Source organism: Streptomyces longisporus (assembly GCF_039532765.1).
GTDB lineage: Bacteria > Actinomycetota > Actinomycetes > Streptomycetales > Streptomycetaceae > Streptomyces > Streptomyces longisporus.
The window spans coordinates 85,443-109,447 of sequence record NZ_BAAASG010000011.1 but is presented as its reverse complement, the minus strand read 5'-3'; the positions used below and the strand labels follow the sequence as shown (position 1 = coordinate 109,447).

At 71.1% G+C, this 24,005-nt stretch carries 23 protein-coding genes and 2 pseudogenes; 21 read left to right on the top strand and 4 right to left on the bottom strand.

Translation table 11 applies throughout. The features are described 5' to 3' along the window. Nucleotides 1-125 precede the first annotated feature (125 nt). On the top strand, nt 126-692 hold the full coding sequence (locus tag ABD355_RS22975) for a Uma2 family endonuclease (protein ID WP_344402439.1): 567 nt from the start codon (nt 126-128) through the stop codon (nt 690-692). Here the strand turns inward: ABD355_RS22975 and ABD355_RS22970 are convergent. Both ABD355_RS22970 and ABD355_RS22965 read right to left on the bottom strand, forming a co-directional pair. Next, nucleotides 670-1,485, bottom strand: coding sequence for a DUF3097 domain-containing protein (locus ABD355_RS22970; RefSeq protein ID WP_344402438.1), 816 nt, complete (start codon nt 1,483-1,485; stop codon nt 670-672). The genes ABD355_RS22975 and ABD355_RS22970 overlap by 23 nt on opposite strands. A gap of 34 nt (nt 1,486-1,519) precedes the next feature. Next, entirely contained in the window at nt 1,520-2,245 is a 726-nt protein-coding gene (locus tag ABD355_RS22965) for an MBL fold metallo-hydrolase (RefSeq protein WP_344402437.1), read from the bottom strand. A 152-nt stretch (nt 2,246-2,397) separates the two neighbouring features. On the opposite strand from ABD355_RS22965, the gene hrcA reads away from it, so the two are divergent. From hrcA to ABD355_RS22915, 10 genes are all read left to right on the top strand, one after another. Further along, a complete protein-coding gene (gene hrcA / locus ABD355_RS22960; protein ID WP_344402435.1) occupies nt 2,398-3,414 on the top strand; it encodes a heat-inducible transcriptional repressor HrcA in 1,017 nt (338 codons plus the stop codon). After that, nucleotides 3,415-4,551 (top strand): molecular chaperone DnaJ, encoded by a 1,137-nt coding sequence (gene dnaJ, locus ABD355_RS22955; RefSeq protein ID WP_344402434.1) that lies wholly within the window; start codon nt 3,415-3,417, stop codon nt 4,549-4,551. A gap of 124 nt (nt 4,552-4,675) precedes the next feature. Beyond that, nucleotides 4,676-5,752, top strand: a complete 1,077-nt coding sequence (locus ABD355_RS22950; protein ID WP_344402433.1) for a nitronate monooxygenase — start codon at nt 4,676-4,678, stop codon at nt 5,750-5,752. Beyond that, entirely contained in the window at nt 5,749-6,501 is a 753-nt protein-coding gene (locus ABD355_RS22945) for a 16S rRNA (uracil(1498)-N(3))-methyltransferase (RefSeq protein WP_344402432.1), read from the top strand. The genes ABD355_RS22950 and ABD355_RS22945 overlap by 4 nt, the downstream gene beginning before the upstream one ends. Nucleotides 6,502-6,520: 19 nt before the next feature. After that, nucleotides 6,521-6,913, top strand: a complete 393-nt coding sequence (locus tag ABD355_RS22940) for a VOC family protein (RefSeq protein WP_344402431.1) — start codon at nt 6,521-6,523, stop codon at nt 6,911-6,913. A gap of 77 nt (nt 6,914-6,990) precedes the next feature. Further along, nucleotides 6,991-7,551, top strand: a complete 561-nt coding sequence (locus tag ABD355_RS22935; protein WP_344402430.1) for a hypothetical protein — start codon at nt 6,991-6,993, stop codon at nt 7,549-7,551. Nucleotides 7,552-7,596: 45 nt separating this feature from the next. After that, the gene (locus ABD355_RS22930) at nt 7,597-10,794 is read left to right on the top strand and encodes a S41 family peptidase (protein WP_344402429.1); all 3,198 of its coding nucleotides are present in this window, start codon (nt 7,597-7,599) and stop codon (nt 10,792-10,794) included. 65 nt (nt 10,795-10,859) lie between these two features. Further along, nucleotides 10,860-11,213, top strand: a complete 354-nt coding sequence (locus ABD355_RS22925) for a histidine triad nucleotide-binding protein (RefSeq protein WP_344402428.1) — start codon at nt 10,860-10,862, stop codon at nt 11,211-11,213. 6 nt (nt 11,214-11,219) lie between these two features. Further along, complete coding sequence (locus tag ABD355_RS22920) at nt 11,220-12,125, top strand: ribonuclease Z (RefSeq protein ID WP_344402427.1); 906 nt, start codon at nt 11,220-11,222, stop codon at nt 12,123-12,125. Between the two features lie 20 nt (nt 12,126-12,145). Continuing rightward, nucleotides 12,146-13,135 (top strand): adenosine deaminase, encoded by a 990-nt coding sequence (locus ABD355_RS22915; RefSeq protein WP_344402426.1) that lies wholly within the window; start codon nt 12,146-12,148, stop codon nt 13,133-13,135. Here ABD355_RS22915 and ABD355_RS22910 read toward each other — a convergent pair. Next, the gene (locus ABD355_RS22910) at nt 13,132-14,355 is read right to left on the bottom strand and encodes an MFS transporter (protein WP_344402425.1); all 1,224 of its coding nucleotides are present in this window, start codon (nt 14,353-14,355) and stop codon (nt 13,132-13,134) included. The genes ABD355_RS22915 and ABD355_RS22910 overlap by 4 nt on opposite strands. Nucleotides 14,356-14,535: 180 nt before the next feature. Here ABD355_RS22910 and ABD355_RS22905 point away from each other — a divergent pair. Beyond that, a pseudogene (locus tag ABD355_RS22905) lies at nt 14,536-14,649 on the top strand (IclR family transcriptional regulator); the annotation flags it as partial. A gap of 47 nt (nt 14,650-14,696) precedes the next feature. On the opposite strand, the pseudogene ABD355_RS22900 reads toward ABD355_RS22905, so the two are convergent. Further along, nucleotides 14,697-15,162, bottom strand: a pseudogene (locus ABD355_RS22900) (IclR family transcriptional regulator); the annotation flags it as partial. Between the two features lie 209 nt (nt 15,163-15,371). Between ABD355_RS22900 and ABD355_RS22895 the strand changes: the two are divergent. The 9 genes from ABD355_RS22895 to ABD355_RS22855 all read left to right on the top strand — a co-directional run bounded on the left by ABD355_RS22895 (nt 15,372) and on the right by ABD355_RS22855 (nt 23,971). Beyond that, entirely contained in the window at nt 15,372-16,661 is a 1,290-nt protein-coding gene (locus ABD355_RS22895) for a glucarate dehydratase family protein (RefSeq protein ID WP_344402424.1), read from the top strand. A gap of 179 nt (nt 16,662-16,840) precedes the next feature. Further along, entirely contained in the window at nt 16,841-17,989 is a 1,149-nt protein-coding gene (locus tag ABD355_RS22890) for a carbohydrate kinase family protein (protein ID WP_344402423.1), read from the top strand. Nucleotides 17,990-18,133: 144 nt separating this feature from the next. After that, complete coding sequence (locus tag ABD355_RS22885; RefSeq protein ID WP_344402422.1) at nt 18,134-19,207, top strand: PhoH family protein; 1,074 nt, start codon at nt 18,134-18,136, stop codon at nt 19,205-19,207. Between the two features lie 13 nt (nt 19,208-19,220). Next, entirely contained in the window at nt 19,221-19,718 is a 498-nt protein-coding gene (gene ybeY / locus ABD355_RS22880; RefSeq protein ID WP_142151884.1) for an rRNA maturation RNase YbeY, read from the top strand. Next, complete coding sequence (locus ABD355_RS22875) at nt 19,715-21,022, top strand: hemolysin family protein (protein ID WP_344402420.1); 1,308 nt, start codon at nt 19,715-19,717, stop codon at nt 21,020-21,022. Before ybeY ends, ABD355_RS22875 begins: the two co-directional genes overlap by 4 nt. Beyond that, nucleotides 21,019-21,378 carry an MmcQ/YjbR family DNA-binding protein gene (locus tag ABD355_RS22870; RefSeq protein WP_344402418.1) on the top strand — a complete coding sequence of 120 codons (360 nt, stop codon included), beginning with the start codon at nt 21,019-21,021 and terminating at the stop codon, nt 21,376-21,378. The genes ABD355_RS22875 and ABD355_RS22870 overlap by 4 nt, the downstream gene beginning before the upstream one ends. A 97-nt stretch (nt 21,379-21,475) precedes the next feature. Further along, nucleotides 21,476-21,829, top strand: coding sequence for a cytidine deaminase (locus tag ABD355_RS22865; RefSeq protein WP_344402417.1), 354 nt, complete (start codon nt 21,476-21,478; stop codon nt 21,827-21,829). A gap of 208 nt (nt 21,830-22,037) precedes the next feature. After that, nucleotides 22,038-22,511 carry a hypothetical protein gene (locus tag ABD355_RS22860; protein ID WP_344402416.1) on the top strand — a complete coding sequence of 158 codons (474 nt, stop codon included), beginning with the start codon at nt 22,038-22,040 and terminating at the stop codon, nt 22,509-22,511. Nucleotides 22,512-22,654: 143 nt separating this feature from the next. Further along, nucleotides 22,655-23,971 carry a WxL domain-containing protein gene (locus ABD355_RS22855; protein WP_344402415.1) on the top strand — a complete coding sequence of 439 codons (1,317 nt, stop codon included), beginning with the start codon at nt 22,655-22,657 and terminating at the stop codon, nt 23,969-23,971. Nucleotides 23,972-24,005 lie beyond the last annotated feature (34 nt).

The following is a 24,005-nucleotide window of genomic DNA, read 5'->3' as shown; positions in this document are numbered from 1 at the left end:
ACCCTGGCGGGTGAATCGGTGCGGAACGTCGGTTCGGTCCCTAACCTGGTTCGTACGCTGTCGCCGTAGTTGCACGGTGGCAGAAACCGGAGGGCTGCGGAGTGACCGCTGTGGACGACCGACCGATGACCACCGATGTCGTGGAGTTCTTCGAGAACCTGGAGGTTCCCGAGGGATACAAGGCCGAGCTCCTCCGGGGGGAAATCGTGATGATGGCGGCGCCAGACCTGGTGCATATCGACATCGTCGAAGCGGTTCTCGATCAGTTTCCGCGCCGGGACTGGCGGAGGCTCCAGACGGTGGCCGTCGCCATTCTGCAAGAGACCAGCGAGCCCCTGCCGGACCTCGTACTGGTGGAGCGAGGCGTCGGACCGCGTGAGGGGCAGCTGATGCCGTCCAAGGTCATCAGCATGGTCGTCGAGGTCGTGTCCAAGACGAGCATCGAGCGTGATTACGTCGTCAAGCGTTCGATCTATGCCGCGGGCGGCGTGCCCGTCTATCTGATCATCGATCCGATCATGGGGCACTGTGTACTGCTCACCGAGCCGACCGGCGCGGGCGAGGAAGCCGACTACCAGGTGCAGCGGGTGACAAAGTTCGGCGACCCGGTGCCGCTGCGGATGCTGGAGATCCAACTGGATACCACCGAGTTCGGCACCTATAAGGGCGTCAAGCCCCACCACCGACCGTGACGAAGTCGATCAGCTCCTCCACCCGCCCCAGCAGCTCCGGCTCCAGGTCCTTGTAGGAGCCCACCCGCTTCAGGATCGCCTGCCACACCGCCCCGGTGTTCTCCGACGGCCACCCCAGCGCATGGCACACGCCCGTCTTCCAGTCCTGCCCGTGCGGCACCCGCGGCCACCCGGCGATCCCCAGCGACGACGGCTTCACCGCCTCCCAGATGTCGATGTACGGGTGGCCCACCACCAGCGCGTGCTCGCTCGTCACCGCCTCCGCGATCCGCCACTCCTTGGTGCCCGGCACCAGGTGGTCGACCAGCACCCCCAGCCGCGCGTCCGGACCCGGTGCGAACTCCTCGACGATCGACGGCAGGTCGTCCACGCCCTCCAGGTACTCCACGACCACGCCCTCGATCCGCAGGTCGTCGCCCCAGACCTTCTCCACCAGCTCGGCGTCGTGCCGGCCCTCCACGTAGATCCGCCCGGCGCGAGCCACGCGCGCGCGTGCGCCGGGGACGGCGACCGAACCGGATGCCGTACGGGTGGGGCGTACAGGAGCGGCTCCGGAAGGCCGTACGAGCGTCACCACCCGCCCCTCCAGCAGAAACCCCCGCGGCTCCAGCGGAAACACCCGGTGCTTGCCGAAGCGGTCCTCCAGGGTCACCGTGCCCGCCTCGCAGCGGATCACCGCGCCGCAGAAACCGGTGCCGGGCTCCTCGACCACCAGACCCGGTTCCGCCGGTACCTCCGGAACGGGCTTGGGCTTCTTCCACGGCGGGGTCAGATCGGCGGAGTACTGGCGCATTCGAGTGACGATAGGAGAAGCAGCCGGTCAGCGGCTACGACACGCCGAAACGCGCCGCCAGCTCGTCCCGCTGTCTCCGCACGAACGCCGCGTCCACCACCGCTCCGTGACCGGGCACATACAGCGCGTCCTCCCCGCCCAGGTCGAGGAGCCGGTCGAGGGCGGCCGGCCACTGCGACGGTACGGCGTCGGAGCCGGCCTGCGGCTCTCCGGACTCCTCCACCAGGTCGCCGCAGAAGACGACCTCCGGGGAGCCCGGCACCAGCACCGCCAGATCGTGGGCCGAGTGGCCCGGCCCCACGTTCGCCAGCAGCACCTGCCGGCCGCCCAGGTCGAGGGTCCACTCGCCGGAGACGTGATGCCGGGGCGCGACCAGGGCGTCGACCGCCTCCTCGGCCAGGTGTGCGTCCAGCCCGTTGCCCACCGCGTCCGCCCGCAGCTCCTCGCGCGCGTGCCGGCCCCCCAGCACCGTGTCGATGCCCACCGCGCCGTACACCTCCGTGCCCGCGAACGCCGCCACCCCGAGGACATGGTCGAAATGGGGATGGGTGAGCGCGAGATGAGTCACACGGTGACCGGCGAGCTCCTGCGCCTCGGCACGCAACCGTGCGCCCTCGGCGAGGCTCGACCCGGCGTCGATCAAGAGCGCCGTGCCCTCCCCGACGACCAGCCCCGTCGTGCAGTCCCAGCCGGGAAGACGGCACCGCCCCACTCCCGCCGCGAGCCGCTCCCACCCCAGCTCTTCCCAAGTCATCGTCATACGGCGACGCTAGCGGTACGCCCCGTTCAACAGGGGCCGACCTTGCCCCGGGTGTACCCCACCGCCGTACACTGGCCGGTAACGGCTGGCACTCGGACGGACAGAGTGCCAGGCGAAGCGCCTAGGGGACGACTGCTGGAGGTGTGCGCTGGATGCTGAGTGAACGACGGCTTCAGGTATTGCGCGCCATCGTCCAGGACTACGTCGGCACCGAGGAGCCGGTCGGGTCGAAGGCCCTGACCGAGCGGCACAACCTCGGCGTGTCCCCGGCGACGGTGCGCAACGACATGGCGGCCCTGGAGGACGAGGGGTTCATCGCCCAGCCGCACACCAGTGCCGGGCGCATCCCCACCGACAAGGGCTACCGGCTGTTCGTCGACAAGCTCGCGGGCGTCAAGCCGATGTCCGCGCCCGAGAAGCGGGCGATCCAGAACTTCCTCGACGGCGCCGTGGACCTCGACGACGTGGTGGCCCGGACGGTCCGGCTGCTCGCGCAGCTCACCCGGCAGGTCGCCGTCGTGCAGTACCCGTCCCTGACCCGCTCGACCGTGCGGCACGTGGAGCTGCTCTCGCTCGCCCCCGCGCGCGTGATGCTCGTGCTGATCACCGACACCGGCCGGGTCGAGCAGCGCATGGTCGACTGCCCGGCGCCGTTCGGGGAGGCCTCGCTCGCGGATCTGCGGGCGCGGCTCAACAGCAAGGTCGCGGGCCGTCGCTTCGCCGACGTCCCTCGGCTCGTGGAAGACCTGCCCGAAGGCTTCGACGTCGAGGACCGGGGTACGGTCTCGACAGTGCTCTCCACACTTCTGGAGACACTGGTCGAGGAGAACGAGGAACGGCTGATGATCGGCGGTACCGCCAATCTGACCCGTTTCGGGCATGACTTCCCCCTCACCATCCGCCCCGTCCTGGAGGCGCTGGAGGAGCAGGTCGTGCTCCTCAAGTTGCTTGGCGAGGCGGGGGATTCGGGCATGACGGTGCGCATCGGGCACGAGAACGCCTATGAGGGACTCAACTCCACTTCCGTGGTGTCGGTCGGTTACGGTTCGGGCGGCGAGGCAGTCGCCAAGCTCGGCGTGGTCGGACCGACCCGCATGGATTACCCGGGAACGATGGGAGCGGTACGCGCAGTGGCACGGTACGTCGGACAGATCCTGGCGGAGTCGTAAGTGGCCACGGACTACTACGCCGTTCTCGGCGTGCGTCGCGACGCGTCGCAGGAAGAGATCAAGAAGGCCTTCCGGCGGCTCGCGCGCGAGCTGCACCCGGACGTCAACCCGGACCCGAAGACCCAGGAGCGGTTCAAGGAGATCAACGCCGCTTACGAGGTGCTCTCCGACCCGCAGAAGAAGCAGGTCTACGACCTCGGTGGCGACCCCCTGTCCCAGGCGGGCGGCGGTGGCGCGGGCGGCTTCGGCGCGGGTGGCTTCGGGAACTTCTCGGACATCATGGACGCGTTCTTCGGTACGGCGTCGCAGCGCGGCCCGCGCTCGCGCACCCGCCGCGGCCAGGACGCGATGATCCGGCTGGAGATCGAGCTCGACGAGGCGGCCTTCGGCACCACGAAGGACATCCAGGTCGACACGGCGATCGTCTGCTCCACCTGCAACGGTGAGGGCGCGGCGCCGGGCACCTCCGCCCAGACGTGTGACATGTGCCGCGGTCGCGGTGAGGTGTCGCAGGTGACGCGGTCCTTCCTGGGCCAGGTCATGACCTCGCGGCCGTGTCCCCAGTGCCAGGGCTTCGGCACCGTGGTCCCGACGCCGTGCCCGGAGTGCGCGGGCGACGGCCGGGTCCGCTCCCGCCGTACCCTCACGGTCAAGATCCCGGCCGGTGTCGACAACGGCACCCGCATCCAGCTCGCGGGTGAGGGCGAGGTCGGCCCCGGCGGCGGTCCCGCCGGTGACCTGTACGTCGAGATCCACGAGCTGCCGCACCCGACCTTCCAGCGGCGCGGCGACGACCTGCACTGCACGGTCACCATCCCGATGACGGCCGCGTCCCTGGGCACCAAGGTGCCGCTGGAGACGCTGGACGGCATGGAGGAGGTCGACATCCGGCCCGGCACCCAGTCCGGCCAGTCGATCCCGCTGCACGGACGGGGCGTCACGCATCTGCGGGGCGGCGGGCGCGGGGACCTCATCGTGCACGTCGAGGTCCAGACTCCGACGAAGCTGGATCCCGAGCAGGAGCGGCTGCTGCGGGAGCTGGCCAAGCTGCGGGGTGAGGAGCGGCCCCAGGGGCAGTTCCAGCCGGGGCAACAGGGCCTGTTCTCCCGCCTGAAGGACGCGTTCAACGGGCGTTGACCGAGGCGCTGGGGGCTCCGCCCCCAGACCCTGCTTTCGGCCCGAACGGCCTCGGCCTCAAGTGCCGGACAGGCTGGAATGGGCCCGATTCGGACTTGTTCGGAGGACGTGACAACATGCCGTCATGTCCTCCGCGCTGACCGATCTCTTCCCTCATCCGATCGTGCAGGCCCCCATGGCGGGCGGTGTCTCCGTGCCGCATCTGGCCGCCGCCGTGTGCGAGGCCGGCGGGCTCGGGTTCCTTGCCGCCGGGTACAAGACGGCCGACGGCATGTACCAGGAGATCAAGCAGCTCCGGGGGATCACGAACCGCCCCTTCGGCGTGAACCTCTTCATGCCGCAGCCCGAGTACGCCGACCCCGGCGCCGTGGAGATCTACGCCCACCAGCTGGCCGGGGAGGCCGGCTGGTACGAGACCGAGCTCGGCGATCCGGACAGCGGCCGCGACGACGCCTACGACTCCAAGGTCGCCGTCCTGCTCGACAACCCCGTGCCGGTGGTCTCCTTCCACTTCGGGGTGCCGAGCCGCGAGGTCCTCGACTCCCTCCGCCGGGCCGGCACCTTCACGCTGGTCACCGCGACCACCCCCGAGGAGGCCCTCGCCGTGCAGCTGGCCGGCGCCGACGCGGTGATCGTGCAGGGCGTGGAGGCCGGCGGCCACCAGGGCACGCACCGGGACAACCCGGAGGCGGACGGCACCGGCATCGGGCTGCTGTCGCTCGTCGCCCAGGTCCGCGAGACCGTGAGCATCCCGATCGTCGCCGCCGGCGGCATCATGCGCGGCGGGCAGATCGCCGCGGTGCTGGCGGCGGGCGCGAGCGCCGCCCAGCTCGGCACGGCGTTCCTCGCCACCCCGGAGTCCGGTGCGAACGCCGTCCACAAGCAGGCCCTCACCAACCCGCTGTTCGTGCGCACCGAGCTGACCCGGGCGTTCTCCGGCCGCCCGGCCCGCGGCCTGGTCAACCGGTTCCTGCGCGAGCACGGCCCGTACGCCCCCGCCGCCTACCCGGAGGTCCACCACCTCACCGCGCCCCTGCGCAAGAAGGCCGCCGCCTCCGGCGACGCACAGGGCATGGCGCTGTGGGCGGGGCAGGGGCACCGTATGGCGCGCGAGCTCCCGGCCGGGCAGCTGGTGGAGGTCCTCGCCGCGGAGATCGACGTGGCCAGGACAGCGTTGTCGGGCAAGGGGGACCTGCGATGACCGCGCCGGTGTTCGTCGTCGAGTCGCTGGCGGGCGTGGGGCCCGGCTCGGTCGTCGAACTGGACGGCCCCGAGGGGCGGCACGCGGTGTCCGTACGGCGGCTGCAGCCCGGCGAGGACGTGGTGCTGACGGACGGTCTGGGCCGCGGTGCCGCCGGTGCGGTCGTGCGGACGGAGGGCAAGGACCGGCTGTTCGTCGAGCCCGTCGAGTTCCCCGTCGAGCCCGAGCCCAGCCCCCGTATCACCGTCGTCCAGGCCCTGCCCAAGGGGGACCGCGGCGAACTGGCCGTCGAGACGATGACTGAGACCGGCGTCGACGCGATCGTGCCCTGGTCGGCGGCCCGCTGCATCACCCAGTGGAAGGGCGAGCGGGGGCTGAAGGCCCTCGCCAAGTGGCGGGCCACCGCCCGGGAGGCCGGCAAGCAGTCCCGCCGGCTGCGCTTCCCCGAGGTCGCGGACGCGGCGACGACCAAGCAGGTTGCCGCACTTCTCGCCAAAGCCGACTTCGCCGCCGTACTGCACGAGGACCGCGACTACGCCAGTGAGCCGCTGGCGACCGCCGAGCTGCCCGCCTCCGGCGAGATCGTGCTGGTCGTGGGCCCCGAAGGGGGCGTGTCCGAACAGGAGTTGGCGCTCTTCGCCGAGGCGGGTGCGAAGGCGTACCGGCTCGGGCGTAGCGTGCTGCGTACATCGACCGCGGGCACCGCGGCGACCGCCCTGCTCCTGGGCCGCACCGGCCGCTGGTCCTGAACGATCACGGGGGAACCCCATGGAACTCGCCCAAGTCCGGCTCCTCGTCAGCGACTTCACCGCCTGCTACCGCTTCTATGCCGAGGTCCTCGGCCTCAAGCCGCAGTCGGGCGCGACCGCGGGCCCGTACGAGAAGTTCAGCCCGGCCACCGGCTCGGCGGGCATCGCCCTCCAGGACCGTTCGATGATGGCCGAGGTGCTGGACGAACTGGGCGACACGGCAACGGGCCACCGCTCCCTGGTGGTGCTACGCGTCGACGACCTCGACTCCTACTGCGAGGAGATCGCCACGAGGGGCGCCGTCCTCCTGCACGGCCCGGCCCCCATGACGGACCGTATGCGGGTCGCCCATCTCAAGGATCCCGAGGGGAACCTGGTGGAGTTGCAGGAGTGGCTGCTGCTGCGCGGCTGAACCGGCAGGGCGCCCGGGCGCTTTCGTGACCGTATGCGCTCTACCGCCGGACGGCGCTCGGTGGCAGGCTGCCCTCCATGGGGGCATTGAGGCCAATTTGGCGGCGGCCGCGGGGACGGCGGGCGGCGGCCGCGGTGGGACTCGCCGTCCTGGGCGTCGGTGGCGCCGTGGCCTGCGATCCGGGCGGGCTGAACTCGGCGTCCGTGGCGTACACGACCGACCAGACCGCGACCAGGGAACTGAAGCGGCAGCACGTCGACGTGCAGTGGCTCAGCTGCACCGCCAACTACGGCAACAACAAGGTCTCCACGCGGACGGCGCCCTCGGCGAGCGAGACCACCGTCGCCAACGTCGACTGCCAGGGCCAGACCAAGGACCGGCGCGAGATCACCGTCAGCGGCAAGGTCACCCGCGCCGTCGACGGCGCCTGTGTGCGCGGCGACCTCACCGCCAAGGTGGGCGGCAAACAGTGGTTCCATGTGACGGGGCTCGGCAACTGCAACGCGACACCGTCGCCCATCGTCAACAACCCCTCCAACGGGAACGGCGGTCAGCCCGGCGCCACCGTCACCGTGACGGTCACCCGGACCATCTGGTGCAAGGGCGATCCGAAGTGCTGGCCCGTCGAGGGCAAGTGATCCAAACCGCTGACCCCGGGTGGTGCCGCTGCGTAGGGTGATCGGGTGACACAGCCTGCGACGCCTGCCTATCTCCGGTTTCCGCACCTGCGGGGCGAGTTGGTCGCCTTCACGGCAGAGGACGACGTGTGGCTCGCCCCCGTCGACGGCGGACGCGCCTGGCGGGTCAGCGCGGACAACACACCGGTCACCCTGCCCCGCATCTCGCCCGACGGCACGACCGTCGCCTGGACCTCCACCCGCGACGGCGCCCCCGAGGTGCACATCGCCCCGGTCGCCGGTGGACCCGCCGAGCGGCTGACCCACTGGGGCAGTTGGCGCACCCAGGTGCGCGGCTGGACCCCGGAGGGACAGGTCCTCGCGATCACCACCCACGGCCAGGCGAACCTGCGCCGCAGTTGGGCGCACGCCGTCCCGCTCGACGGCGGGCCCTCCACCGTCCTGCCGTACGGCTTCGTCGGGCATGTCGCGCACGGCCCGAGCACCGTCCTGCTGTCCGCACCCATGGGGCGCGAGGCCGCCTGGTGGAAGCGGTATCGCGGGGGCACGGCCGGCAAGCTGTGGATCGACCGGGAGGGCCAGGGCGAGTTCGTACGGCTGCATGAGGAGCTCCACGGGAACCTGGAGTTCCCGGTGTGGGCGGGGGAGCGCATCGCCTTCCTCTCCGACCACGAGGGTGTCGGGGCGCTCTACTCCTCCCTCGCCGACGGCTCCGACCTGCGCCGGCACACACCTCTCGACGGCTTCTACGCCCGGCACGCCGCCGGCGACGGCACCCGCGTCGTCTACTCCTCGGCCGGTGAGCTGTGGATCCTCGACGACCTCGACGGCGCCGAGCCCCGCCGCCTCGACATCCGGCTCGGCGGCCAGCGCGCCGAACGCCGGCCGTTCGCCGTGAACGCCTCCCACTGGTTCGGCTCGGCCGCCCCCGACCACACCGCACGCGGCAGCGCGGTCGCCGTGCGCGGAGCCGTCCACTGGGTCACCCACCGCTCCGGTCCCACCCGCGCGCTCGCCGCCGAACCCGGCGTGCGGGCCCGGCTGCCGCGTACCTTCCGCGCCGAGGGCGAGGAATGGGTGGTGTGGGTGACGGACGCGGAGGGCGAGGACGCCCTGGAGTTCGCGCCCGCCACCGGTCTGGCACCCGGCGCCACCCCGCGCCGCCTCGCCGCCGGACGACTCGGCCGCGTCCTCGGGCTCGCCATGGCACCCGACGGCAGCCGGGCCGCGGTCGCCGCGCACGACGGACGCGTCCTGCTCGTCGAGCGGGAGACCGGCGAGGTCCGTGAGATCGACCGCAGCGAGGACGGGGACGTCACCGGCCTCGTCTTCTCGCCCGACTCCGCCTGGCTCGCCTGGTCCCACCCCGGCCCGCGCCCGCTGCGCCAGCTCCGCATCGCCCACACCACCGACCTGACGGTCACCGAGGCGACCCCGCTGCGCTTCCGGGACTACGCGCCCGCCTTCACCCTCGACGGCAGACACCTCGCCTTCCTCTCCAACCGCTCCTTCGACCCGGTCTACGACGAGCACGTCTTCGACCTCGCCTTCGTGGTCGGCGACCGCCCGCACCTGATCACCCTCGCGGCGACCACCCCCTCCCCCTTCGGTCCGCAGCGGCACGGACGCCCCTTCGACACCCCGGACAAGGACGAGACCCCCGACAGCGAGGGCACCCCGGCCACCCGTATCGACCTCGAAGGCCTCGCCGACCGGATCGTGCCCTTCCCGGTCGAGGCCGGCCGCTACTCCGGCCTGTGTGCCGCGAAGGACGGCGTGCTGTGGCTGCGCCACCCCGTGCAGGGCGTCCTCGGGGTGTCCAGGGCCACCCCCGACGATCCCGATCCCAAGACCGAGCTGGAGCGCTACGACCTCGTCCAGCATCGCCTGGAGCACCTCGCCGCCGATGCCGACCACTTCCGGGTCAGCGGCGACGGCAAGCGGGTCCTGTTGTGGACCGACGGACGGCTGAAGGTCGTACCCAGCGACCGGCGCGCGTCCAACGACGACGCCGGCGACACCAACATCACCGTCGACCTGACCCGGGTACGGCAGACCGTCGATCCCTCGGCCGAGTGGCGGCAGATGTACGAGGAGACCGGCCGCATCATGCGGGACCACTTCTGGCGGCCGGACATGAGCGGCGTCGACTGGACCGGTGTACTCGACCGCTACCGGCCGGTCCTGGACCGGGTGGCCACCCATGACGACCTGGTCGATCTCCTGTGGGAGGTGCACGGCGAACTCGGCACCTCGCACGCCTATGTGATGCCGTACCGCGGATACGGCAACGGGCCCCGGCAGGGGCTCCTCGGAGCCGACATCTCCCGCCACGAGGACGGCAGCTGGCGCATCGACCGCATCCTGCCGACCGAGACCTCCGACCCCGACGCCCGCTCCCCGCTGGCCGCGCCGGGCGTCGCGGTGCGGGCCGGGGACGCGATCGCCGCGGTGGGCGGGCAGCCCGTGGACCCGGTGACCGGTCCCGGACCGCTGCTCGTCGGCACGGCGGGCAAGCCGGTCGAGCTGACGATCTCGCCGGCCGGCGGGGGCGAGGTGCGGCATGCGGTGGTCGTGCCGGTCGCGGACGAGGAGCCGCTGCGCTACCACGCCTGGGTAGCGGACCGGCGGGCCTACGTCCATGAGAGGTCCGGTGGGCGGATCGGCTATCTGCACGTCCCCGACATGCAGGCGCCGGGCTGGGCCCAGATCCACCGGGACCTGCGGGTCGAGGTGGCCCGGGAGGGGCTCGTCGTGGACGTCCGGGAGAACCGGGGCGGCCACACCTCCCAACTCGTCGTGGAGAAGCTGGCACGGCGGATCGTCGGCTGGGCCGTGCCGCGCGGACTGCGGCCGTACAGCTATCCGGCTGACGCACCCCGCGGGCCCGTGGTCGCGGTGGCCAACGAGTTCTCCGGCTCCGACGGCGACATCGTCAACGCGGCCATCAAGGCACTCGGCATCGGTCCGGTCGTCGGCACCAGGACCTGGGGCGGTGTCATCGGCATCGACAGCCGCTACCGCCTGGTCGACGGCACGCTCGTCACCCAGCCCAAGTACGCCTTCTGGCTGGAGGGTTACGGCTGGGACGTCGAGAACCGCGGGGTGGATCCGGACGTGGAGGTGGTCCAGCGGCCGCAGGACTACGCGGCGGGACGGGACGTCCAACTGGACGAGGCGGTCCGCCTCGCGCTGGCCGCCCTGGAGGAGACCCCCGCCAAGACACCCCCGAGCCTGGACTGACATCCCTGGATACGATGCCCCCGTACTCGATCAGCCTGATCGATCAACCGGCTTGAGGAGACCACATGGCAGGGGAGCCGCAGGACGACTGCCTGTTCTGCAAGATCGTCGCGGGGCATGTGCCGGCGACGATCGTCCGCGAGACGGAGACCACCGTCGCCTTCCGGGACATCAACCCCCAGGCGCCCACCCATGTCCTGGTGATTCCCAAGGCGCACTACGAGAACGCCGCAGCGCTCGCCGCCGGCGCGCCGGAACTCGCCGCCGACGTGCTCCGCGAGGCGCAGTCGGTCGCCGACGAGGACAAGCTGGAGAGCTACCGCATCGTCTTCAACACCGGCGCCGGCGCCGGCCAGACCGTCTGGCACGCCCATGCGCACGTCCTCGGCGGCCGCGGCCTGCAGTGGCCTCCCGGCTGACCGACCGTGTCCGTACGTGAATTGGTGGTCCTCGGCACCGCCAGCCAGGTCCCCACCCGGCACCGCAACCACAACGGCTACCTGCTGCGCTGGGACGGCGAGGGCATCCTCTTCGACCCCGGTGAGGGCACGCAGCGCCAGATGCTGCGTGCCGGGGCCGCCGCGCACGACCTCAACCGGATCTGTGTCACCCACTTCCACGGCGACCACTCGCTGGGCCTCGCGGGCGTCATCCAGCGCATCAACCTCGACAAGGTCCCGCACGAGATCACCGCGCACTACCCGCGCTCCGGTCAGCGCTTCTTCAACCGTCTGCGCTACGCCACCGCCTACCGCGAGACGGTCGACCTCACCGAGGCCCCGGTCGACACGGACGGCCCCCTTGCCGTCACGCCCACGTACACCCTGGAAGCCCGCAAGCTCTCCCACCCGGTCGAGTCCTACGGCTACCGGCTGACCGAGCCCGACGGCCGCCGGATGCTCCCCGACCGGCTCGCCGCGCAGGGCATCAAGGGCCCGGATATCGGCCGTATCCAGCGCGAGGGCGCGCTCGGCGGGGTGTCCCTGGAGGACGTCAGCGAGGTGCGCCGCGGTCAGCGGTTCGCGTTCGTCATGGACACCCGGCTGTGCGACGGGGTGCATGCGCTCGCCGAGGGCTGCGACATGCTCGTCATCGAGTCGACGTTCCTCGACGAGGACACCGACCTCGCCGTCGAGCACGGGCACCTCACCGCGGGGCAGGCGGCGGCGGTCGCGCGCGAGGCGGGCGTACGGCACCTCGTGCTCACGCACTTCAGCCAGCGGTACAGCGAGCCGGACGAGTTCGAGCGGCAGGCACGGGCGGCGGGCTTCGAGGGTGAGCTGACGGTCGCTCACGATCTTCTCCGGGTGCCGGTTCCGAAACGCCGGTAAGCCGCCCGTACGATGCTTTGATGCCCCTCCCCAAAGCTGAACTGCACCTGCACATCGAAGGCACCCTGGAGCCGGAGCTCGCGTTCGAGCTGGCCGCCCGCAACGGCGTCGAGCTGCCGTACGCCGACACGGGCGAGCTCCGCAAGGCGTACGAGTTCGAGGACCTCCAGACCTTCCTGAACCTGTACTACGAGCTCATGACCGTCCTGCGCACCGAGCGGGACTTCGAGGACCTCGCCAACGCCTACCTCGCCCGCGCCGCCGCGCAGGGCGTGCGGCACGCGGAGATCTTCTTCGACCCGCAGGCGCACCTCGCGCGGGGTGTGGGCATGGGAACGGTCGTGGAGGGGCTGTGGCGGGCGTTGCAGCACAGCGAGCCGGTGCACGGCATCTCCACCCGGCTGATCCTGTGCTTCCTGCGGGACGAGTCCGCCGAGTCGGCGCTCGAGACCCTGGAGGCCGCGAAGCCGTATCTGGACCGGATCACCGGTGTCGGTCTCGACTCCGCCGAGGTCGGGCACCCGCCGGTGAAGTTCCGCGAGGTGTACGAGGCCGCCGCCGCGCTCGGTCTGCGCCGGGTGGCGCACGCGGGGGAGGAGGGCCCGCCGGAGTACATCACCGAGGCGCTGGATGTGCTCGGCGTGGAGCGCGTGGACCACGGGCTGCGCTGCATGGAGGACGAGCAGTTGGTGGCCCGGCTGGTCCGCGACCGCATTCCGCTGACGCTGTGCCCCCTCTCCAACGTCCGCCTGCGCACGGTCGACACCCTCGCCGAGCACCCGCTGCCCGCGATGCTCGACGCCGGCCTGATGTGCACGGTCAATTCCGACGACCCCGCCTACTTCGGCGGGTACGTCGGCGACAACTTCGACGCGGTGCGTTCGTCCCTCGGCCTGACCGAGGAACGGTTGCGTGAACTGGCCCGCAACTCGTTCCTCGCGTCCTTCCTGGAGGACGACGAGGAGCGGCGTGCGCGGTATCTCTCCGAGGTGGAGGCGTACGAGTTCTAGGCGGCGGTGGTGAAGTCCGGTGCGGGGGTTGTCGTGGACGCTGCCGGGGGCTGAGCCCCCAGACCCCCGCTTTCGGCCTGAACGGCCTCGTCCTCAAACGCCGGACGGGCTGAAACAGCAACCGCGGTCATCGGTACGGCAATGACCAGCAGCCCCACGGCCAGGACCAGGCCCATCACCGGGAACCCGGCCTGTGCCGCCAGCACGCTGCCGGTCAGCGGGCCCGCCGCCGTCCCGAGTGAGGACGCCGAGCCGACGAGGACCGCCCAGCGTCCGCGTGGGTCCAGTGAGGCCGCCAGGCCGATCACGTACGACAGGACCACCGGGTAGAGCACGTTCCAGGCGATCTCACCGCTTGCGAACGTGGTCAGGTCGGTCGCGGACGCGCTGAGCACGATGCAGCCGGAGATCAGCGCCGTTCCCGCTCCGATGGGCAGCGCCCGGCCGAAGCGCGGCCCGACCGCTCCCGCGCCGACGACCCCGAGGAGTCCCGCGCCGAGCGCCACCGCGAAGACGGCGCCGACGGTGGCCTCCGCGAGGTGGGCCTGGGCCAGGCCGATACGGCCGCTGACCCCCCACAGCGCGTTCTGCGCGAGCGACCAGCAGAACATGACGAGAGCGAGGACCAGACCGGAACGCGGCCGGGGCAGACGGGTGCCGCTAAGGGGGCTGTGCGCGACCGCCGTACGGACCGGGAGCCGGCCGGTGAGCGGCCAGACGGCGAGCGCGGTGAGCGCGATCGCGGCGAGCGGCTGCCCGTGGCCCGCGCCCAGGTGGGGGATGGCCAGATACAGGGCGCCCGCGAGCGCGGAGACACCGAGCAGGCCCAGTGTGGTCGTCCGGTGCGGGTCCGGCTGCGCGGCGATCCCGGTGGCGGCGACCGTCGTCGCCGTGCCGGAGCCGAAGCCGCCGACGAGCGCGCCCGCGACGACCGCGGGGATCGAGTGGGTCAGCGCGGCGCCGCCGTAGCCGACGATCGCGAGCACGAGACCGATGCGGGCCAGGGTGCGCGGGCCGATGCGGTCGACGCGGGAGGCGAGCAGGAAGCCCGCCGCGGCCGAACTCAGCAGCAGCGCACTGCCGATGGCACCCGCCTCGGTCGCGGAGAGCGGAAGCCCCGAGTCGAGCCGTCCGACGGTCGTCGGCAGCAGATACGGAGCGAGGTACCCGGCCGTGAAAAGGGCGACGAGGGGCCAGGGGGTGGTGCGAGGCGCGAACACGGGCGTTCCCAGGGCATGCGAAAGAAGCGGCTCAAGAAGGGGTGGGCGACGACCGTCGACGGACAGGAACGCGCGAAGAATTTGTATCAAGCACGCGGTTCGGGAAAGAAGCGCGGGGGGTGTGATGTGGCGCACGTTGCGTTTGGGGCGGGAGGGGTCGGGTAGCAGAGGGCAATTTCTTCGGTGCCGGTGGCCCGGCTGACGCCGGAACATGAGGAGCGGATCGTGGCGGCGATGCGGGAGATCAGGGCGAAGGTGGAGGCCACGACCGTCGGCGGGACCGTTCACTGGCGTGGGCCCTGTCGACCTGAGCGGCCTCGTTCTCAAACGCCGGACGGGCTCACGGCCTCCTCGCGGTCGACCGAGCAACCGCGGGTGCGGACGCGCGCGAGATCCGCCGACAGTGACTCCCGGCCGGTGTGCGTGTTCGGGGTGAGTGCTGGTACGGCCCCCCGGGCAGTTCCTCGTCGTCCCGCTCGGCGAACAGTGCCTTGCCGAGCGCGCCCGCGTCGCCAGACACGCCACGTCCCGCCCGTCGAGCCGCCCCATGTGGATGGTCTCACCGAGCGCCTCGGACGCCTCGTCCGGATACGGCCGTACGACGCGCACCCGCGGGTCGGAGTCGAGGTAGCCGGTGCTGGTGAGCAGGGCGTGGATGCCGATGCCGTACAGCGAACCGGTGACGTCCGTACGCACCCAGCCCCGGCCGATAAGGGTCTGCAGCAGCGCGTACATCGAGCTGCGCGGCACGCCCAGCTCGTCCGTCAGTTCCTGCAGCCGTGCCGGACGGTCGCCGCGGGCGGTGAGGGGCGCCCCGTGCGGACCGGACCGTTGACTGCTGCTGTTCGCATATCTAGGCTCTGTCTCCATACGTGGACGACATCTATATGGGGAGACGTCGTGACAGGGCGGTTGCTGCGCGACTTCCACGTCCCGCTCGTCGAGCTCCGCGACCGTGCACCGGGTGCGCCTCGAAGCCCTGCTCACCACCGGACTCGACTTGTAGGAGCCGCGCTGTGGACCTCACCATCACCGACGTACGGCTGACGCCGATCCTGGTCGCCGACCCTCCCCTCCTCAACACGCAGGGCGTCCACCAGCCGTACACCCCCCGGCTGATCGTGGAGGTGGTGACGGCCGACGGGATCACCGGTGTCGGCGAGACCTACGGCGACACCAAGTACCTGGAGCTCGCCCGGCCCTTCGCCGAGAAGCTGAAGGGCCGTCAAGTCGCTGACCTGAACGGCCTGTTCGCGATCGCCGACGAGGTCTCCGTGGACTCCTCGCGGGTTCGGAACCAGGTCGACGTCGGCGGGCTGCGCGGTGTCCAGACCGCCGACAAGCTGCGGCTGTCCGTGGTCTCCGGGTTCGAGGTCGCCTGTCTCGACGCCCTCGGCAAAGCGCTTGGACTGCCCGTGCACACGCTGCTCGGCGGCAAGGTGCGCGACGCGGTCGAGTACAGCGCCTATCTGTTCTACAAGTGGGCCGACCACCCCGAGGGCGTGGCCTGCGAGAAGGACGACTGGGGTGCCGCCCTCGACCCGGCCGGGGTGGTGGAGCAGGCCCGGCTGTTCAAGGAGCGGTACGGGTTCACCTCGTTCAAGCTCAAGGGCGGTGTCTTCCCGCCGGACGAGGAGATCGCCGCCGTACGGGCCCTCGCGGAGGCGTTTCCCGGCCATCCGCTGCGGCTCGACCCCAACGGCGCCTGGTCCGTGGAGACTTCGCTGAAGGTGGCCGAGGAGCTGGGGGACGTCCTCGAATACCTGGAGGACCCGGCGCTCGGCACCCCCGCCATGGCCGAGGTCTCCGCCGCCACCGGAGTGCCGCTCGCCACCAACATGTGCGTGACGACCTTCGCCGAGATCAAGGAGGCGTTCACGCGGGACGCCGTCCAGGTGGTGCTGTCGGACCACCACTACTGGGGCGGGCTGCGCAACACGCAGCAACTGGCCGCCGTCTGCCGCACGTTCGGGGTCGGGGTGTCCATGCACTCCAACACCCATCTGGGGATCAGTCTGGCCGCGATGACGCATGTCGCGGCCACCGTGCCGAACCTGCACCATGCCTGCGACTCGCACTATCCGTGGCAGTCGGAGGACGTGCTCGGCGCGCGGCTGACGTTCGAGGGTGGGAAGGTCGCCGTCTCCGACGCTCCCGGGCTCGGTGTCGAGCTCGACCGTGACAAGCTGCGCTTTCTGCATCAGCGGTGGCTGGACGACGACGGGGCGCTGCGCGAGCGGGACGACGCGGCCGCGATGCGGGTCGCCGAGCCCGGGTGGGTGACGCCCGCCGTGCCCCGCTGGTAGCGCCCCTACCCTCCCCCAGAGGGGGGACCCCCACCGTCCCCTGGGGGCTGCGCCCCCAGACCCCCCTTTCGGCCTGACGGCCTCGTCCTCAAACGCCGGACGGGCTGAAAGATCAGACGCCGGACGGGCTGAAAGATGGTGCACACTGGCCTGATCCGCACCATGTCAGGGAGTGCACCGTGAGCGCGTCCAACGGGAAGGGACCAGCACCCATCACAGCGGGACCGGAGTGCCAGGCACAGGTCGACCCGCTGGCCGTACTGCGCACCCCGGACGATCCCCCCTGGGACGTCTATCTCACCGGTCCCGTCTTCCTCGACATCATCTTCACCGGGCTCGACTCCGCCCCGGTGCGCGGCACCGAGTCCTGGGCACGCGGGATGGGGTCGAGCCCCGGCGGCGTCGCCAACATGGCCACGGCACTGGCCCGGCTGGGGCTGAGGACCTCCCTGGCGGCGGCCTTCGGCGACGACCACTACGGGGAGTACTGCTGGGACGCCCTGGAGCAGGGCGAGGGCATCGACCTGTCCACCTCGCGCAGGGTCCCCGGCTGGCACTCCTCGGTCACCGTCTCGATGGCCTACGAGGGCGAGCGCACGATGGTCTCCCACGGCCACGAGCCGCCGCCCGAGACCGTGTTCACCCTGGGGGGCGCCCCCGACTGCGCGCCCCGCGCGCGTGCCGCCGTCGCCTCCCTCACCCCGGGCGGGCGCGCCCCCTGGATCGCCCAGGCCGCGCACCACGGCACCCGTATCTTCGCGGACGTCGGCTGGGACGAGACCGGCGCCTGGGACCTGGCGGGCCTGACCGACCTCGAACATTGCGAGGCCTTCCTGCCGAACGCGGAGGAGGCCATGCGGTACACCGGCGCCGCCTCCCCGCGGGCCGCCGCCCACGCCCTCACCGAGCACGTTCCGCTCGCGGTGGTCACCCTCGGTGCGGAGGGCGCGTACGCCGTCGACCGGCGCACCGGGGAGACGGCCGAGGTGCCCGCGATCGCCGTGGAGGCGCTGGACCCGACCGGCGCGGGCGACGTGTTCGTCGCGGGCTTCGTCACCGGCACCCTCGCCAACTGGCCGCTGGCGGACCGGCTGGCCTTCGCGGGGCTGACGGCCGCGCTGTCCGTCCAGGAGTTCGGCGGTTCGCTGTCGGCGCCGGGATGGGCGGAGATCGCGGCCTGGTGGCGGAGGGTGCAGTCGGTGGAGGGACAGGACCCGGCGGCGCTGCGGCGATATGCGTTCCTGGAGCGCCTGATCCCTCAGGGGGAGGCCGAGCGACCGTGGCCGCGCCGCAGGGCCGTACCGACGATCGGGTTCCGGTCGGCCTGACCACCGCCACCGGTGGGGACCAGCGTCTGCCGAAAAGGCCTACGGCGTTGTCAGTCCCCCGGCGTACCCTTGAAACCGCCCAGGCAGCCCTTGTGGCTGGCGTGCCGTTTCGAGGAGGACGAGCAAGGCCTACAGAGCCGGCCCATGACTCAGACACCCACAGCTCACACCCCCGCGCAGGGGCAGGCGAGAGCAGAGTTCACCGTCCCCGCCCAACACCCCATGGTGACCGTTCTGGGGTCCGGCGACTCCCTTCTGCGCGTGATCGAGAAGGCCTTCCCGGCGGCCGACATACATGTCCGGGGCAATGAGATCAGCGCGGTCGGCGACCCCGCGGAAGTCGCCCTCATCCAGCGCCTGTTCGACGAGATGATGCTGGTGCTCCGCACCGGGCAACCGATGACGGAGGACGCAGTGGAACGCTCGATTGCCATGCTCAGAGCGAGTGAGAACGGCGAGGGCGAAGGCCAGGAGACCCCGGCCGAGGTCCTCACCCAGAACATCCTCTCCTCGCGCGGCCGCACCATCCGCCCCAAGACCCTCAACCAGAAGCGGTACGTCGACGCGATCGACAAGCACACGATCGTCTTCGGCATCGGCCCCGCCGGCACCGGCAAGACGTACCTGGCCATGGCCAAGGCGGTGCAGGCCCTGCAGTCCAAGCAGGTCAACCGCATCATCCTGACCCGGCCCGCGGTCGAGGCGGGCGAGCGTCTCGGCTTCCTGCCCGGCACGCTCTACGAGAAGATCGACCCGTATCTGCGCCCGCTGTACGACGCGCTGCACGACATGCTCGACCCGGACTCGATCCCCCGGCTGATGGCCGCGGGCACGATCGAGGTCGCGCCGCTCGCCTACATGCGAGGCCGCACGCTCAACGACGCCTTCATCATCCTGGACGAGGCCCAGAACACCTCGCCCGAGCAGATGAAGATGTTCCTCACCCGCCTCGGCTTCGACTCGAAGATCGTGATCACCGGTGACGTGACGCAGGTCGACCTGCCGACCGGCACCAAGTCGGGCCTGCGCCAGGTGCAGGAGATCCTCGAGGGCCTCGACGACGTCCACTTCTCGCGCCTCACGTCCCACGATGTCGTACGGCACAAGCTCGTCGGCCGTATCGTCGACGCGTACGAGAAGTACGACAGCAAGCACGGCACCGAGAACGGCACCCACAAGGGCGGCCGGGGCAGGCAGTCCGGGCACAAGGGGAAGTAGACCGAGCAGCACCATGTCGATCGACGTCAACAACGAGTCCGGAACCGAGGTCGACGAGCAGGCGATCCTCGACATCGCCCGCTACGCACTCGCGCGGATGCGCATCCACCCGCTCTCCGAGCTCTCGGTGATCGTCGTGGACGCCGACGCCATGGAGCAGCTGCACATCCAGTGGATGGACCTGCCGGGGCCGACGGACGTCATGTCCTTCCCGATGGACGAGCTGCGTCCGCCGTCGAAGGACGACGACGAGCCCCCGCAGGGCCTCCTCGGCGACATCGTGCTGTGCCCGGAGGTCGCCAAGAAGCAGGGCGAGGAAGCGCCCACCCAGCACTCCATGGACGAGGAGCTCCAGCTGCTCACCGTCCACGGGGTGCTGCACCTCCTCGGGTACGACCACGAGGAGCCCGACGAGAAGGCCGAGATGTTCGGTCTGCAGGCGGCCATCGTGGACGGCTGGCGCGCGGAGAAGGGCCTGACCGGTCCGTCCCCGGCCCCGACCGTCTCATGAGTCCCCAGATCGTCGCGGGCGCGATCGCCCTGGTCGTCGTCGCCTGGCTCGCCGCCTGCGCGGAGGCGGGCCTCGCGCGCGTCTCCAGCTTCCGCGCCGAGGAGGCCGTACGCTCCGGCCGGCGCGGCAGCGCGAAGCTCGCCCAGGTCGCCGCCGACCCGACCCGCTATCTCAATGTGGCGCTGCTGGTCCGCGTCGCCTGCGAGATGGCGGCCGCGGCCCTGGTGACGTACGCCTGTCTGCAGGAGTTCGCCGGCACCACCCGCGCCCTGCTGGCCGCGATCGGCGTGATGGTCCTGGTGTCGTACGTCGCCGTCGGTGTCTCCCCGCGCACCATCGGCCGCCAGCATCCGCTGAACACGGCGACGGCCGCGGCGTACGTGCTGCTGCCGCTGGCCAGGATCATGGGGCCGATCCCGTCCCTGCTCATCCTCATCGGCAATGCGCTGACCCCAGGCAAGGGCTTCCGCCGCGGCCCGTTCGCCTCCGAGGCCGAGCTGCGGGCGCTGGTCGACCTCGCCGAGGCGGAGTCGCTGATCGAGGACGACGAGCGCCGCATGGTGCACTCGGTCTTCGAGCTCGGCGACACCCTCGTGCGGGAGGTCATGGTCCCGCGCACCGACCTGGTCGTCATCGAGCGCTACAAGACGATCCGCCAGGCCCTGACCCTCGCGCTGCGCTCGGGTTTCTCGCGCATCCCGGTCACCGGGGAGAGCGAGGACGACATCGTCGGCATCGTGTATCTGAAGGACCTGGCCCGCAAGACGCACATCAGCCGGGACGCCGAGAGCGAGCTGGTGTCGACGGCCATGCGGCCCGCCGCCTTCGTGCCCGACACCAAGAACGCCGGCGACCTGCTGCGCGAGATGCAGCAGGACCGCAACCACGTCGCCGTCGTGATCGACGAGTACGGCGGCACGGCCGGCATCGTCACCATCGAGGACATCCTCGAGGAGATCGTCGGCGAGATCACCGACGAGTACGACCGTGAGCTGCCGCCGGTGGAGGACCTCGGCGAGGACCGTTACCGGGTCACCGCCCGCCTCGACATCACCGACCTCGGCGAGCTGTACGGGCTCGGCGAGTACGACGACGAGGACGTGGAGACCGTCGGCGGACTGCTCGCGAAGGCGCTCGGCCGGGTGCCCATCGCCGGGGCGTCGGCGGTCGTGGAGGTGCCCGACGGGCGGGAACTGCGGCTGACCGCGGAGGCCGCCGCCGGCCGCCGGAACAAGATCGTGACCGTGCTCGTGGAGCCGGTGGATCCGGCGGACCTGCCCAAGGAGGAGGCGAAAGAGGAGTGAAGGCCGAGGAACTGCGCGGCTTCTGCCTGTCCTTCAACGCGGCGGTGGAGGACTTCCCCTTCGCCCCGGACATCTCGGTCTTCAAGGTGCTGGGCAAGATGTTCGCCCTGAGCTGGCTGGATGCCCGCCCCCTCACGGTCAACCTCAAGTGCGACCCGGAGGACGCGATCCGGCTCCGCAGCGAGTACGAGGGCCTGATCATCCCCGGCTACCACATGAACAAGCGCCACTGGAACACCGTCACGGTCGACGGCGACCTCCCGGACCGGCTGGTCCGGGAGCTCATCGAGGACTCCTACGACCTGGTGGTGGCCGGACTGCCGCGCGCCGAGCGGCTCCGCCTCGACCGCTCCTGAGTACGTCCGGGCACGGCCGTCGCGCGGTACCGGATCCGGCCGGGATCCGGGCACCCCGTGGCCGGATCGGGCCGATGCCGGTACGTATGCTCGGCTCATGACCGACAGCAACGCGCTTGACCCCGAGGACCGCAAGATCGTCACCCTGGCCCGTTCCGCACGGGCCCGCAACGGCGTGCCCGAGGGGGCTGCCGTACGGGACGAGACGGGCCGTACGTATGTCGCCGGGACCGTCGACCTGGACTCGTTGAAGCTGAGTGCGCTGCAGACGGCGGTGGCCATGGCGGTGGCGTCCGGGGCGAAGTCCCTGGAGGCGGCGGCCGTGGTGACGGAAGCCGAATCGGCCCCGGCTGAGGACCTGGCTGCCGTACGGGATCTGGGTGGGGCCGGGACACCGGTGCTCGTCGCCGGGCCCGACGGAACGGTACGGACCACCGTCACCGCAGGCTGAAAACCGGCCGCTTCAGAGCCGTCCGGAATTCACCCTTGCCGTTTCTTCACCTCACGGGCATCAATGGAACCGGTAGTTCCGACGGACCGTCAGATTCACCGCACCCCCCACCCGGCGCCCCGCACCGCGCCTGTCGGCTGTCCGTCCGGACCTCTCCCATCCATCCCCACATGGCAGTTCCCAGCTTCGGGAAGGGAGCCGGATCCCCATGAGAGCCAAACGAATCAGTACAGGTGCGGCCATGGCGGTAGGGGCCCTCGCGGCCGCCTCGCTCGCGTTCGCGCCCAGCGCCCTCGCCGTCACCCCGCAGTCGGCGACGATCACCGCCGACTGCGGAAGCTTCGGCGGCGGACAGGCCACACTCACGGCCACCCAGGACGGCACGGCGGCCACCATCACCGTCACGTCCGCCATCACCGCCCCGATCGCCCTGTCCCAGGACTCCATCTCCTCCACGCTCACCCTGGTCAACGCGAGCGGTGGCACCACCGCCTTCACCGGCACCAAGAACCCGGCGATGGCCGCAGGCGATCCCGTCACCGTCGGCCCGCTCTCCGGCACCGTCGCTTCCGGCGACAGCCTGGAGGCCTACGGCGGCTCGCTGCAGATGACCGTCTTCGGCATCACCATCACCTGCACCGCGACCGGCCCGCAGTCCCCGGGACCGTTCGTGTTCGACTGAGTTTCGCTGTCGACGGGCCGTCAGTTCCTGTGAGGCACACGAGAGCTGACGGCCCATCAGTTCATTTCGGCTTCTCCATTGACTTCTCACGCAATCCCCACATCAATGCCCCCAGTGAGCGCAGCAGAGAAGGGGGCACACCCATGGGTTCGACATCCCGAAGACGCCGTTGGGCGTCGCTGCTCGGCGGGACCGTGCTCGCGGTCACCGCGGGTGGCGCGCTGGCCTGTCCGGCCGGTGCCGCCACCAACGTGGACTTCGCCACGCACTGCATCCCGCCCGCGGTCGCGGGCATCCCGCCGATCGACGGTACGACGACCGCGAGTATCGCGGTGGACAACGCCAGTCCGAAGGTCGGCGACACCGTCACCGTCACCTACACCGTCGTCAAGCCCGCCGCCAGCAATCCCACCGCCATCGCCCTGCCGGCCGACATCATGACGCCCACGGGCAAGGTCACGCTCGGCGGTGCGCAGACGGGGGACGTGACGGTCGCCGGGCCCAAGAAGAACGACCCGGTGCCGGGCAACGGCGCCTTCCCGTCGTTCTCCATGACCGGCACCTTCAAGGTCACCGCGGCCGGTGCGATCACGCTCTCGCCCGGCGACTACAACATCCACACCAGCTACATCCTCGAGCTGGACACCCCGTGCACGGTGACCAACCCGCCCGCCCCGGTCTCCCAGACCGTCACGGCGACGGACGCCACCCCGGTCAACAACCGTGCGATCACACTCGGTTCGGCCTCCGGGAACGCCGGTGCCGGTGTGACCGTCAACGGCAGCAACTTCACGCCGGGTGCGACCGTCACCCTCGCCGGGCGCTCCGGGGACACCCAGACCGCGGACAAGGCGACGGTCACCGCCGGTGCCGACGGCTCCTTCAGCGGCTCCCTCGTCGTCAACGACAAGACGACGACGGGGATCGTGGCGTACGAGGGAAGCGCGTGGAGCGCCGGCAAAGGGGCGGGGCCCGCGGCCTACGTCATCAACGACACCACCCCTGTTCCCGCCGGCAGCCAGAAGGTCACCACCACGGTGAAGGCGGGCACGCTGTCCATGTCCCAGGCCGGGGACTCCGTCGCCCTGTCGGCGGTCGACTTCGGCAAGGGCGGGGCCTCCACCGGCGCCCTGAACGCCGTCACCGTGAAGGACTTCCGCGGCGGACCCGCGGGCTGGTCCCTCACCGGCAAGGTCACCGACTTCACCGGTCCCGGCGCCAAGATCGATGCCGGGAAGCTGAGCTGGACCCCTGCCTGCGCCACCAAGGCGGGCAGCCCGAGCACCTGCCAGGCCGGTTCGGCGGGCACGGTGGGCAGTTCGGGAGCGACCCTCGCGTCCACCCCCAACGGCACGCTGACCGGCGGCGAGTTCACGGCGAACGCGGGGCTCTCCCTGGACGTACCGGCGTTCACGCCCCCCGGGTCGTACTCGGGCGTGCTCACCCTGACGCTCAGCTGACCGTACGGGCGTCCGCACCCGCCCGTCCTTCTCG